At 43.9% G+C, this 13,142-nt stretch carries 14 protein-coding genes and 1 riboswitch; of the genes, 10 read left to right on the top strand and 4 right to left on the bottom strand.

What is annotated here, in order from left to right; all coding sequences use genetic code 11:
• The first annotated feature begins 306 nt into the window (after positions 1 to 306).
• On the top strand, positions 307 to 1,032 hold the full coding sequence (locus tag BAA9072_RS11855) for a 5-formyltetrahydrofolate cyclo-ligase (protein WP_201714884.1): 726 nt from the start codon (positions 307 to 309) through the stop codon (positions 1,030 to 1,032).
• Between the two features lie 157 nt (positions 1,033 to 1,189).
• Here BAA9072_RS11855 and BAA9072_RS11860 read toward each other — a convergent pair whose 3' ends face one another.
• From BAA9072_RS11860 to BAA9072_RS11870, 3 genes are all read right to left on the bottom strand, one after another.
• Positions 1,190 to 1,747, bottom strand: coding sequence for a beta-class carbonic anhydrase (locus BAA9072_RS11860; protein WP_201714885.1), 558 nt, complete (start codon positions 1,745 to 1,747; stop codon positions 1,190 to 1,192).
• 24 nt (positions 1,748 to 1,771) lie between these two features.
• A complete protein-coding gene (locus BAA9072_RS11865) occupies positions 1,772 to 2,158 on the bottom strand; it encodes a hypothetical protein (protein WP_201714886.1) in 387 nt (128 codons plus the stop codon).
• Between the two features lie 188 nt (positions 2,159 to 2,346).
• Entirely contained in the window at positions 2,347 to 3,003 is a 657-nt protein-coding gene (locus BAA9072_RS11870; protein WP_201714887.1) for a cobalamin B12-binding domain-containing protein, read from the bottom strand.
• Between the two features lie 147 nt (positions 3,004 to 3,150).
• A riboswitch (PreQ1 riboswitch) is annotated at positions 3,151 to 3,197 on the top strand.
• A 152-nt stretch (positions 3,198 to 3,349) separates the two neighbouring features.
• Between BAA9072_RS11870 and queF the strand changes: the two genes are divergently transcribed.
• The 9 genes from queF (at position 3,350) to BAA9072_RS11910 (ending at position 12,848) form a co-directional block, all read left to right on the top strand.
• Entirely contained in the window at positions 3,350 to 3,847 is a 498-nt protein-coding gene (gene queF, locus BAA9072_RS11875) for a preQ(1) synthase (protein WP_201714888.1), read from the top strand.
• A gap of 113 nt (positions 3,848 to 3,960) precedes the next feature.
• Positions 3,961 to 4,860, top strand: a complete 900-nt coding sequence (locus BAA9072_RS11880; RefSeq protein WP_201714889.1) for an EamA family transporter — start codon at positions 3,961 to 3,963, stop codon at positions 4,858 to 4,860.
• A gap of 253 nt (positions 4,861 to 5,113) precedes the next feature.
• Positions 5,114 to 5,962, top strand: a complete 849-nt coding sequence (locus tag BAA9072_RS11885; RefSeq protein WP_201714890.1) for a YitT family protein — start codon at positions 5,114 to 5,116, stop codon at positions 5,960 to 5,962.
• A 121-nt stretch (positions 5,963 to 6,083) separates the two neighbouring features.
• Positions 6,084 to 7,721, top strand: coding sequence for a DUF2339 domain-containing protein (locus tag BAA9072_RS11890; RefSeq protein ID WP_201714891.1), 1,638 nt, complete (start codon positions 6,084 to 6,086; stop codon positions 7,719 to 7,721).
• A gap of 81 nt (positions 7,722 to 7,802) precedes the next feature.
• The gene (locus BAA9072_RS24600) at positions 7,803 to 7,916 is read left to right on the top strand and encodes an RAxF-45 family protein (protein ID WP_330999291.1); all 114 of its coding nucleotides are present in this window, start codon (positions 7,803 to 7,805) and stop codon (positions 7,914 to 7,916) included.
• 224 nt (positions 7,917 to 8,140) lie between these two features.
• Positions 8,141 to 10,015, top strand: coding sequence for a ribosomal protection-like ABC-F family protein (gene abc-f, locus BAA9072_RS11895; RefSeq protein WP_201714892.1), 1,875 nt, complete (start codon positions 8,141 to 8,143; stop codon positions 10,013 to 10,015).
• An 87-nt stretch (positions 10,016 to 10,102) separates the two neighbouring features.
• Entirely contained in the window at positions 10,103 to 11,128 is a 1,026-nt protein-coding gene (locus tag BAA9072_RS11900) for an NAD(P)/FAD-dependent oxidoreductase (RefSeq protein WP_201714893.1), read from the top strand.
• Positions 11,129 to 11,150: 22 nt separating this feature from the next.
• Positions 11,151 to 11,666, top strand: a complete 516-nt coding sequence (locus BAA9072_RS11905) for a GNAT family N-acetyltransferase (protein WP_201714894.1) — start codon at positions 11,151 to 11,153, stop codon at positions 11,664 to 11,666.
• A gap of 114 nt (positions 11,667 to 11,780) precedes the next feature.
• Positions 11,781 to 12,848, top strand: coding sequence for a nitric oxide synthase oxygenase (locus BAA9072_RS11910; protein ID WP_201714956.1), 1,068 nt, complete (start codon positions 11,781 to 11,783; stop codon positions 12,846 to 12,848).
• A 44-nt stretch (positions 12,849 to 12,892) separates the two neighbouring features.
• Here the strand turns inward: BAA9072_RS11910 and BAA9072_RS11915 are convergent, their stop codons facing one another.
• Complete coding sequence (locus tag BAA9072_RS11915; protein WP_201714895.1) at positions 12,893 to 13,120, bottom strand: hypothetical protein; 228 nt, start codon at positions 13,118 to 13,120, stop codon at positions 12,893 to 12,895.
• Positions 13,121 to 13,142: the final 22 nt, after the last annotated feature.

Consider the following 13,142-nt stretch of genomic DNA (forward strand, 5'->3'; position numbering starts at 1 on the left):
ATTTTATGAAAGCCGGGCGATAACATGACGGAGAGGTAAATTATTTGAACGATAAAGAATTGGAGGGGGAGATTGGTAAGAATATCGAGGTAAATGGCATGGTGATCTGTGAAAAAGGAGGTGTTTTAAGATAAATATGGACGATTTCCAAGTTGAGCCCGGATAGTAAAAGGGGGAGTGAGTAAGGTAAAATGATGATTAGTGTGTTATTTTCAGTGATGATTGCGTCATTTTCATGTGGTTATGCTTTTTATACATATAATGGTAAATGAAATAGGAAAAAACTATCTCCAGGGAGGTCGCAAAATGAGCAGTAAAAATGAAATCAGGCATCAAGTGTGGAATCGACTGACAGAAAAAAAGCGGGGTCGATTCCCCTTTCCGTTAGTCGGCAGGATCCCTAATTTTAAAGGGGCGGAAAAGGCTGCATCATTTGTTCAAAGTATGGACATCTACCAAACAGCCGATGTAGTGAAAGTGAACCCTGATTCGCCACAGCTTCCCCTGCGTGCAGCCATACTAAAAGACGGAAAAACATTGCTGATTCCAACTCCCCGCTTGAAGGATGGATTCGTCATGATCAAGCCTGAATATGTCCCCGATGGTGAGGAAAGAAAAGCAGCGAGCATCAAGCATATGAATACATATGGGAAAGTCGTGCCTTTGACTGATATCCCGGACATTGACCTTATTGTAGTGGGTTCTGTCGCCATTCATCGCGATGGAAGAAGGCTTGGGAAGGGAGAGGGGTATGCCGATCGTGAATACGCCATCCTGCGGGAAACCGGGAACAAAGCAGTACCGGTCATCACCACCATTCATAGTGAACAGCTAGTAGAGAATGATATACCGAGGGATTCCTATGACCTGGCAGTCGATTGGATCGTAACAGAAGAAGGCATCATCGAAACGCGCACCCCATATGAAAAACCTCAAGGGATCGAATGGGACCACGTAACCGAAGAAGAAATGGACAAAATGCCAATTCTAAATGAATTGAAGAATTTTTCTGGAGGGACGGACCTTAAATAATGGATAAGAAGGCTTATATAGCAAGGATTTCGGTTGAAGTATGAGGTCCGTCCCTCAAAAACACTCAAAAACACCAAAACCCCCTGAAGGCAAAATGGCCTTTTAGGGGGTTTTTAGGTCCTGCTGCTGTAGTGAGTGTTGAAAGCTTTCGTTTCTTTTAGTATCCTTCTACAACCAGATCAAGCTTTCCTGTCTCAGGGCTGATAACCAGTCCGTGAACAGGGATCTTTTTATCCATCAATGGATGGTTCTTGATCATCTCGACGCTGTGGGCGACGCTTTCCTGTACCGAATCGAAGCCTTTCAGCCAGTCGTGTAGGTCGATTCCAGAGTAGTTGACGGTGTCGAGAGTATCTTCTGAAATACCACGATCCTTCATTTTGTCCAGGATCTGGTGGCTGTTGATGGCACTCATTCCACAGTCATGGTGACCGATCACAAGTACTTCGTCTGCCTGAAGTTCATAGACTGCAACGAGCAGACTGCGCATAATACTTCCGAATGGATGACTTACCACCGCACCTGCGTTTTTGACGACCTTCACGTCGCCGTTTTTCATGTTCATGGATTTAGGCAAAAGCTCTACTAAACGAGTATCCATACAAGTCAGAATCACTAAGCGCTTGTCGGGGAACTTGGTTGTCCGGTATTCTTCATACGATTGTTCTTCTACAAATTGCTGGTTGTAATCTAGTATGTTCGCTAATAAAGTCATATCGTCTTCTCCTATTAAATAAAGTTATTTCACATTCTGCTGAATGTGATGTTCAATCTCTTTTATTTTATCCATAACTTCTTGCCGATTCCAATCAGATGTATTGGAAAGCTTTAAATACAAAGATGATACTTTCGCAAGCACTTCTGTCAGGTTCGGTTCTTTTCTGGGAAAAGTGGATTTACCCATCAGATCGAACAGATCATTCATTTGATTTGATACTTTTTTATACTGTTGATCTTTTGCGATAACGGCTATGTGGAAATATTGCTGTAGATCCGAAAACTGGAAGAATAAATCGCACAACTCAAATGAGTCGTTTTTCTTCAAATTCAGTTCCATTTCACCTTGAGTATGCTTATGAATGATCCGGGCAAATTTTGGTGAGCTTTCCTCTTCAACGATGGACATGAAATTTTCACCCGGCATTAAAAAGTCATAGCCTGAATTAGAAGCATCAATTAAATTAAATTGCCGATCCAACAGAAGATAAGGGATTGGGCATAAGTGTAAATTTTCCAGATGATCACTCCTGAGTGAAAGGTTCCACGATGTCAGAAGACATGAAGCAGAACCTTATATTGTTAGGCCGCATGTGATTAAGGAGTTAGCCCTTTAAAAACAAGCCCGCCAGACATATCGGTTAGATACTCATTAAGCTCTAACAGGTCGTGAAAGCTTGTTACCTTTGATTTATCCAAGAAATCAAGGGAATAGGTAGAAATCAGTCTGCCCCCGACAAGAATTTCAATCTCTTGATGACGTGCTCTTATTTCATCGATGCACTCTTTTAATCTAGTCAGTTCTGTCGTCATACCGATGGATATACCAACGGCATGGGGCTCCCATGCACTGATGAAAGATAATGCGTCCTTGACGGGTACGTTGGACCCCAAGTAACGGGTATTCCATTGCTTTTCTTTAAATACTTCGTTTGCAAGCTCAAGCCCAAGGCTGTGATGTTCACCCTCTATACAGAACAAAAGAGCTTTCGGATGGTTTTCAAAAGCTTGTTGATGGGTAAAAACAGTAGCAAGTAAATATTTAAGGGTTGCAGTGGCCAGGTGCTCGTCTGCAACGGTAATTTGATTTTTCTCCCAGAGATCACCAATTCTATACATGGATGGTTTAATGATTTTTTCATAAAATGTAAAATGATCTACTTTTGAGTGAATGGAAGACGAATGCAATTCCATTAATGAATGCACGTCCCCTGCAAGAATAGACTTGGTGAAAGCCTGGACCAGCTGATTCATTTATGATCACTCCCAGCGAAAAGACCGATTACTATATTCCATAGATATAATTGAAATTCCTGCTCCGGTATTCAATTTATAATTGGATTGACTTTCCCTTTATTCTTATTTAATATAACCTCTGTAACACTTATATCGCTCAACAATTTGAGAGAGGTTCATAGCATTAACCCTCTATAAAAAACTATGGAACTATGAATCTGACTTGGCCAAATACACGCCAAGTTATCCTTTAAGCGTAACAGGATTCAACAATTTTTGCAATTATGCGTCCTGTTGCTCCGATTCTTAGGCTAATGCTATGTCCTCCTTCATTCGAGGCACTCTGAAGGGGAGGATTTTTTACATGTCAGGAAGAAAAGATGAAGATTTAACAGATTTATCATTATTAGGGAATCAAGGAACAAATTACTTATTTGAGTATGCTCCACACATTTTGGAGGCATTTGACAATAAGCATCCAAACCGGGATTATTTTGTGAAATTCAATTGTCCTGAGTTTACCAGCCTCTGTCCAAAGACCGGTCAGCCTGACTTTGCCACCATCTATATCAGCTACATCCCAGGTGAAAAAATGGTGGAAAGCAAGTCACTGAAGCTTTATCTTTTCAGCTTCCGTAATCACGGAGATTTTCATGAAGACTGCATGAATATCATCATGAATGATCTGATTGAATTGATGGACCCAAGATATATCGAAGTATGGGGGAAATTCACCCCACGCGGCGGAATCAGCATCGACCCATACTGCAACTACGGAAAGCCTGGTACGAAATACGAAACGATGGCAGATCACCGCTTGATGAATCATGATTTGTATCCGGAAAAGGTCGATAATCGATAAGATAGAAGAACGATTCTGAAGAGGAATCGTTCTTTTTTACATGAATATTTCGATTGCCGAAATAAATACCGGGACTTATACTTGCTTTTAGATATAGAGAAGGAGGGGCCGGAATGAAACCATTAAACGCATCTCTTTGTGTGTTGATCGGAGCGAGCTCTTACGGTGTCCATGCTTCCGTCGTGAAGCTCGGATTCGCAGAAGGATACTCGGTTTCGGAAGTGACGGGTGTTCAATATTTATTTGGGGTGGCTGTGCTGTTCTTGGCATTCCTTTTTACGAAAAAAATAAGTCTTAGTAAAAAGCATTGGATTTCTCTCTTTGGAGTCGGGGTTCTGCTCAGCATGACGGGAATTTTTTATGGACTTAGTCTACATGAGGTTCCCGCATCCATTGCGGTTGTCATGCTTTTTCAGTTTACATGGATCGGTGTCTTGATTGAATCCATTTATATGAAGAAGCTTCCTTCGAACAAGAAACTGATATCTGTCTTATTCCTCTGGTTGGGGACTCTGCTCGCTGGTGGGATCGGCTCTGCTTCAGGGTTTAAGTGGACGGATAACGGCTTGGGGATCTTGTTTGGTTTCCTGGCAGCCATCACGTTTGCACTGTTTATTTTCTTCAGTGGTAAGGTAGCGAAAGACGTGCCTACAATTCAAAAAAGCATGATGATTTCGCTTGGAGGATTACTTGTCGTCCTCATTGCGTTTCGCCCTTCTTTTCTGGAAGAACCGATTCAATTAATTGAAATGGCCGACTTTGGTCTGCTTGTCGGTATTTTCGGGAGTATCCTTCCTGTCGTCTTTTTCGCCATCGGGACCCCGCACATCGACTCGAGTCTTTCAACGATCATGGGAGCAGCGGAACTTCCGGCAGCTATACTTGCAGCCATGTGGATTCTTCATGAACAAGTAGTATTCGCGCAGTGCATGGGCATCCTGCTGATCTTGATCGGAATTGCCATACCTCAATTTCATTTGGGGCCAGTCCGGAATCGAAAACAGTTTGGGTAAACAAAAAGCTCTCTTCTTGTGAAGGGAGCTATTTTAATATGGGAGCTTAAATATCCACCGTACTCTAAATAGTTACGCTTAAACCAAAACCCTAGCCTCAACACATCTGCAAACCCTTCCAATTTTCACAATTATTAAACCTTATTTTTTTAACCGGATTCCCTTTACAAAGGGTCTTGATGGGCTTTATAATCCCGTTGTTCCACTATTTACGGAAAACCAAAAAAATGAAAAGAAAAAGGAGGTTGCGGTGATGCGACAAAGAATATTTTCCTTCCTAATGATGAATCTTGGTGCATTTCTTGTTTCAGTGAATGTCCATTTTTTCTTATCGCCTAATAATTTAGCGACAGGGGGAGTCAGTGGATTGTCGATCATCATGAACGATCTGTTTCCGGGAATGTCCCTTGGACTGTTCATGATTATCATTAATGTCATCCTGTTTATCGTCGGTGTGATTTTTCTCGGCTTTAATTTCGGTGCGAAAACAATTTACGCGAGTTTTGCCCTTTCATTCTATGTTTGGTTATTAGAGAGCTTCGCCCCAATGAGTGCGCCGCTCAGTAATGACATATTGATTCAATTGATCATCGGTCAATGCATTGCCGCAACCGGTATGGCTATCGTGTTCAATCAGCAGGCTTCAACGGGTGGAACGGATATCATTGCCTTGATCTTTAATAAATATTTCAATATAGATGTGGGAAGGGGCGTCCTTCTGGCGGACCTATCCATCGCCCTGTCTTCGGCTGTTCTGTTCGGGCCGCAAGTCGGAATGTATGCCTTCTTCGGGGTCATCCTGAATGGCTTGGTCATCGACTACGCACTTCAGCAATTCAACTCAAATAAAGAGATTGTGATCATCAGCCGGTACAGTGATGAAATCAAGTCGTATATCGTTCACGAACTTGGAAAAGGGGCGACGATTCATACAGCAACGGGTGCGTTCACGTCTGATGAAAAGGAAGTCATCACAACGATCCTTGGCCGCAAGGACTTTTCCAAGCTAAAAGGCTTCATTACCCAGGTTGATAATCGGGCATTCATCACGGTTCACACGATGAATGAAATATTGGGTCAAAACTTTAAACGATTAGCATAGATATAAGACTCCATCTTTTAGAAGGTGGAGTTTTTTAATATGAAAAATATTCTGTACTTTTTAAAAAATAAAGGAAAATATTCCAACCTTCCTGTATAAATAGAAGTAGGGGGGTGGAAATATGGAAAAGGAAGAGTTAGAGCGGCTGGAACGAAAAATCAGCTTTCTGGAAAAAGAGCTTTATCTTGTGAAACGGCAGTTGATTCAGGCGAAGAGTGAAAGTGAAGCACCTGTCATACAAAAAGCAGAGATCTACACGGAGCCTGAAAAACAGATTCCTGCTGAAACAGCACAACCTTCTGCAGAAAAAGAGCCATTTGACTTCTCGGTGGAGCGCTGGCTGCCTAAAGTATTCTTATTCGTTCTTTTAATAGGAAGCATATGGGGGTTCATGGCGGCTTCTCAAAACGGATGGGTGACGCCGGGGCTAAGGGTGTTGACCGGTGCTCTGATCAGTATAGTGATGTACGCTCTTGGAGAGAGGTATAGTCGGGATCAACGTAAATTATCCATCACGCTTCTTTCGGGAAGTATCGTCCTTGCCATCATTACCTTATTTTCCGCTAACATTTTGTACGGGTATATAGGCGGACTCCTGACGAATCTATTATTAATCGTCATCATTTCCGTCGGGCTGTGGGCTTCTCATAAGCATAATTCTGAAGTGATCTTGTGTTTGATTGGGGCAGGGGCATATCTGTTTCCGTTTATTTTCGCAGGGGATGAGCGGAATGAGTGGCTGTTTTACGGGTATGAACTTGTGCTGTTCTTTGTGTTGATGACGTTCAGCACGTTGAAGAGGTATCGGTTTGCCTGGAATATTCATTATTATCTCCTTTACTTTTCCCTGTTTTTCTTTGCGGCTTTTGGGGTCGGCGAGGTCACACTGACCGTTCTCATCCCATTTGCGATTCAGCACGGGTATCTCTTACTCCTGATTGTCCTTAACCGGGATGAACGGGTGAGCGCTGAGATGATTCCTGCTTTGGTGACAGGGTGCTTCATTCTTCTTGGACTGTTGAATGACATTTATGCTGAGATTCCTCTGTTTTTCTATGTAATCTTTGCGGCGGTGTATATCGGGGTGTCTTTCATGGAACCAAAGGAAAAGAAGCGAACGAAGGATGTCTTACTTGTTTTAGGATTCCTGCATGTGCTTCTTTTCTTATTTGAACTGTTTGAATACGATTGGCGCTTCGTGTTGGTGGCCATCCAGGCGAATGCTCTATTATGGCTGGCGGGAAGAAGGGAGAGCTATACGGGGTTTGCCGGTTCATTTCTGTTAATACTGTTCTCGTTCCTTGGAATGATGACAGGAGGACAAAATGACTTCTTTACGGTGGAGCTCCCGATTTTCATCCTTGCTTTTCTATATGTGTATGTGGTTTCCTATTTTAACAGGCAAGATTCTACCTTCTTGAATATTTCAACGGCTATGTTGAAAGTCGTGATGACAGGGCTCGTGATGTTCCTCGTACTGCGGTTGACGGATTACATCGTGATGGACTGGGATTACACACCGCGGACGACGGCCTTCACCGTAGCAATTGCTGCACTGTCCATCGGATATCTCATTTATGGGGAAAGTATGAAGGATGTGTTCTACCGCTGGGTGGGAATCAGCTTTTTGGCTCTCGCTTTAGTGAAATTCTTCCTGGCTGATCTTGTATTCCTGGATTTCACAATCCGTGCCATGATCCTGATACCGATCGGTGTCATCGGCCTCGTGCTTTCAAGGATTTTGTATAAAAAGGAATAAACACGTTGCAAAAGCTTTCTGAATAATTATATAATGATGGTATCAACAACATTCGTTTAGTAAAAAGGAGGTGGAATTGAGATGAATCGTTCAGTAGGATTGCGTGGGAAGTATTTAGACTTTATATACCTTTGCCGTGCAATTTTTCATACATTTGCGTTCAAGGGGACACGTATGCCCTTTTTAGTAAAATGATATGAATACTGAACGGTAAGAGGTCTCAATTCCAATCACTTTTCTATTAAAGAATCGGAAAAAGGGGGCGTTTTCGCTCTCTTTTTTTATTCTTCTTTTATAAAAGGGGAAGTGCGGAGCAGTCAATCCCGCATTTCTGTAAAGCCATGGGTGAGCCTTCTGCTCCCTCATGGCTTTTTTTTGAACCTCTTACCTCTAAACTGATACCTGAAAGGAAGAGGAAAATGATACTATGCAGTGCACAGGAATTAAGTAAAATGTTTGGTGGTCACTTAATATTTGAGGATTTATCCTTTGAGATACCCGAAAGAGCCCGGATTGGCCTTGTTGGCCGGAACGGGACAGGGAAAACGACGATCTTTAAATTAGTGTCAGGAGTGGAAGCGCCGGATAAGGGGCTCATTCATCTCAAAAAGGGAGCAAAAGTGGGATACTTGGCACAGATCCCACAGTACAAGGAAGGGACGAATGGAATCGACGTATTGCGTTCTGCGTTTTCCGATTTGATTCAAAAAGGTGAGCGGTTAATAGAGTTGGAAAATCTGATGGGGATGGAGAATGACCCCGATATTCTCAATCGATTATTAGAGGAATACGGAAAGCTTCAAGATCAATTCACCATTGCCGGGGGGTATGAAATGGAGTCGGATATTGCGAAGGTCGTGAACGGACTTGCTATTGAAGAGCTGGTTGAGAAGGACTTCAATGACTGCAGCGGTGGGGAGCAGACGAAGCTTTGCCTGGGTCTGATCCTTCTGCAAAAGCCGGACCTTTTGCTTCTTGACGAACCGACGAATCACCTTGACATCGGGGCAGTCGAATGGCTGGAAGGCTTTCTAAAAGAGTATGAAGGAACTGTGATGTGCATTTCACATGATCGATATTTCCTTGATCACGTCATTACAAAGGTATATGACTTAGAGGACGGGGAGCTGACGATCTATCATACAAACTATTCCGATTTCGTGAAGGAAAAGGAAGCACGTTTGATGATCGAGTTCCAGGCGTATCAGGAACAACAGAAGAAAATCAAGAAGATGAAGGAGGCCATCAAAAGGCTGAGGGAATGGGCAAATCAAGCAAACCCTCCGAATGAAGCGCTTCACAAGCGGGCACGTAATATGGAGAGGGCATTGGAACGGATGGAGAAAATCAAGCGGCCGATCCTGGACCGTAAGAAGATGGGGTTGGAATTTGAAGAAACGGATCGAAGCGGGAAGATCGTATTTTCCATGGAGAATGTGTCTAAAGCCTATGGAGAAAAGACCTTGTTTGAGGAGGCGGGTCTTCTTGTCCACTTCAAAGACCGGACAGCGATCGTCGGTCAGAACGGAACGGGAAAATCGACGATCATCAAGATGCTCCTGGGAGAAGAATCTGCGGGTAGTGGCGTGGTGAAGGTAGGAAGCAATGTGAAACTTGGTTATTTATCTCAGCACTTTACAGTCGCAGACCCTTCCGTACGATTGATTGATGCGTTCAGGGAAGAGGTACCTGTGACAGAGGGGGATGCACGGCACATACTTGCCCGGTTTTTATTTTATGGCCCGAATGTCTTCCGGAAGGTGGGGCGCTTGAGCGGTGGGGAGAAAATGAGGCTCAGACTTGCACAACTCATGCATCAGGACATCAACTTCCTTGTTCTTGATGAACCGACGAATCATTTGGATATCGATTCAAGAGAAGTATTAGAGGATGCACTGGAAGACTTCAAAGGCACAATCCTTGCCGTATCCCATGACCGGTATTTTTTGAATAAGCTGTTTAAGAAAACATATTGGATCCATAATGGTCAGCTTTATTTCTTCGACGGACCTTACAGCTGGGCGAAGGAAAAGCTTCCGCAAATCGCGCCAAAAGAGCCTGTCGTGAAGGTGGTAAAAGAAACAATGCCTAAAGCAGGTCAGGTCAAGCTTTCGCCAACGATGGAGGAAATCGAAGAAGGGCTCGAACGGGTGGAAGGAGAAATCTTTGCCATCGAAGAAAAGCTTCTCTCTCAGGAAGACTTGGATGTCCTTCAGGAGCTGTATAGGGAAAAAGAACAGAAAGAGCAGGAACGGAACAAACTGTATGAGGATCTGGAAGAATTATTGGCATAGGCAAAGGGAGATGACGAAAGGAGTCATCTCTCCTCCATTCTTTCAGAAGGAATTCGTATAATGAAGACAAAGAGAGGATGAGAAACGATGTCGACAAAAGAAGTGATCATTATTGGAGGTGGCCTTTCAGGAATCATGGCGGCCAGAACCCTCATAGAAAAGGGGGTAGAGGATATCCTCATACTAGAGAAGAGCAGCAGTGTCGGTGGAAGGCTTGCCACGGAGCGTGTCGGTGAAGGGAGAGCAGATCACGGTGCACAATTCTTCACAGTCAGGTCTTCTGAGCTTAAAAAGGATGTGGAGAAATGGCTGGAAGCTGGATGGGTAAAACGATGGTTCGGAACCCCCTATCCCAGGTACACATCCGTCAATGGAATGAACGCACTGGCGAAACAACTGGCAGAAACCATCCCTGTCAAACTGAACACAAAAGTATCTGCTATTCATGATGGGAGGGACGGACCTCTTGAAGTGAAACTTGAGAATGGTGGATCAGTCCTGGGGAAGCTTTGCATGGTGACGGCCCCCGTCCCTCAGGCTTTATCATTACTTAAGGGAATGACATTGCCACAGGTTTCCACTATTTCTTTTGCCCCTTGCTTCGTGGGCATGTTCTCCTTCGATGGAGCAAGCAGGATCCCTTCACCAGGTCATCTGGATGAAAAGCTGCCTGACGGGGTGGAAAGGGTGGTGGACCACCGTAAGAAAGGCATATCCTCCACTGTTACCCTGAGTGTATATATGACAGGGGACTGGTCGAAGAAAAACGATAGGTTGGAGGACCATGAGATCTTGGTGGAAATTCAAAAGGTGGCTGAACGTTACCTTGAAAAGGGAAGTGAGATTACAGAAGCGGGATTGAAACACTGGAAATATGCAGAAGCAGAGGAAGTGGTCAGAACACCTTTCGTGGAAATGGGTCACGAAAGCCAGATCATCCTATGTGGAGATGCTTTTCTCCGGAACAATGATGAAGCAGGAAGAACGCGCTTTGAGAGTGCATATTTATCTGGGATTTCAGCAGGGGGAAGAGCTGCGGAGAAACTAAAAGGGAATATGATCAGTCTGCATAACGACGGGATCCTGAACAAACACTACAAAAAACTACATTAGTAAACGATAAGCAGGGGAAAAAATGAAGATACAATTAATCAAGGCAACTCCAGATCAGCTCGGCACCATTATGGATATATATATCAGGTGTAAAAACAACCTCGATGAACAGGGCCTGCTGCAATGGGATGACCAATACCCGAGCAGGGCGTATTTTGAAGACGAGAATAATAACGGAAACCTTTATGTATTAATGGTGGACGGGGAAGTGGCCGGGTCTGCTACGTTGAATGAGTGGCAGTCACCCGAATGGTCTGAAATCCTGTGGAAGCATGATGACGAATGGGTGATTCATGCCTTGTTTCTTGATCCTCTTCAGCAGGGCAGGGGACTTGGTACGACGTTTATGGAGAAATGCGAGGAACTGGCCAGGGAAAAAGGGTACAGGAGTATCCGGTTGGATGCTTACTCCAGAAACACGGGAGCGAATTATCTATATGAGAAAATGGGGTATGAGTACCGTGGCTCGGTCCATTTCACCTCTAAGCCTGGGGGACATCAGGAATATCGATGTTATGAGAAAGCGGTGCGTTTCTAGCATTCAGTGCTTGTTCAAATGTACCAAGGAAAAAGGTATGGGAAAAATGATATAATTGCAGGTACAGTATGCGCTGAATAAGATAGTAGGGAAGCGATTATATTGACACCGATTATGGAAGAGGCGAAGGCCTTTATTGAACAATGTTATCAGGAGTTGAATAAAAGCGATTCTGAGATCACATTTCGCTTACAACAAATAAACGATGAACTCAATACAAAGGGAACCTATACCCATACCAACGAAGAACTTGTTCACGGAGCAAAGATGGCCTGGAGAAACAGTAATCGCTGCATAGGCCGTCTGTTCTGGAATTCGCTGAACGTGTTTGACGAACGGGAAGCCGATACGGAGGAGGAAGTGTTCAAGGCACTTGAGCATCACTTGGACTATGCGACGAACGGCGGCAGGATACGGCCAACGATTACAGTGTTCAGACCCTCCGATCCAAATAAGCCAGACATCCGATTATGGAATCATCAACTGATCCGGTATGCGGGCTATGAGGAAAATGGCCAATACACCGGGGATCCTCATTCCATTGAATTCACCAAAAAATGCAAGGAGCTTGGCTGGAAAGGGAAAGGGACGGACCACGATGTCCTTCCTTTCGTCGTGCAGATTGGGGAAAGAGCTCCACAGCTGAAGGAAGTTAAGCCTCAGCTCGCCCTGCAGGTACCCATCGGTCATCCCGAGTTTGAATGGTTCAGGGATCTCGGATTGAAGTGGTACGGTGTCCCGATTATTTCTGATATGGAATTGAAAATCGGGGGGATCTCATATAAGGCGGCTCCATTTAACGGTTGGTATATGGAAACGGAAATCGGTGCGCGGAATCTGGCAGATGAGAACCGCTACAATTTACTCCCGAAAGTGGCGAGCTGTATGGGACTTGATACATCAAGGGCGGCAACCCTTTGGAAGGATAAAGCGCTGATCGAATTGAACATCGCTGTGCTTCATTCTTTTAAAGAAATGGGTGTAAGCATTGTGGATCATCATACGGCGGCTCAGCAATTCCGTCTATTTGAAGAGAATGAGAAGAGTGCAGAACGTAATGTAACCGGTGACTGGACATGGTTGATTCCGCCTGTTTCACCGGCGGCGACCCATATTTTTCATAAGGAATATGAGAATACGTGGGATTCTACCAATTACTATTACCAGGATAAGCCATATTGAGAAAAGCTGTTTTCTGTGAATAGGCAGAAGACAGCTTTTATTCGTTAAAAAGTAAGCGGCGGCCGCTTGGATACTTCATAATATTGAAACCAGAACCTGAATTCGTCGAATAAAACAGGACCATCGAATGTGAAGTTCTCGAAGAAATCTTCAATTAATCCGGTGTCGGCATCGTCCATGATTCCGGTGACATAAAGGGGAGTCTTAAATCTCTTATATAAATCCTCATATCCATAGAAGCTGAACAGATCTTCTAATTGCTCCTCGTTCATGGTATCACCTTCCTTACTCTTA

The organism is Rossellomorea arthrocnemi (genome assembly GCF_904424705.1).
Lineage (GTDB): Bacteria > Bacillota > Bacilli > Bacillales > Bacillaceae_B > Rossellomorea > Rossellomorea arthrocnemi.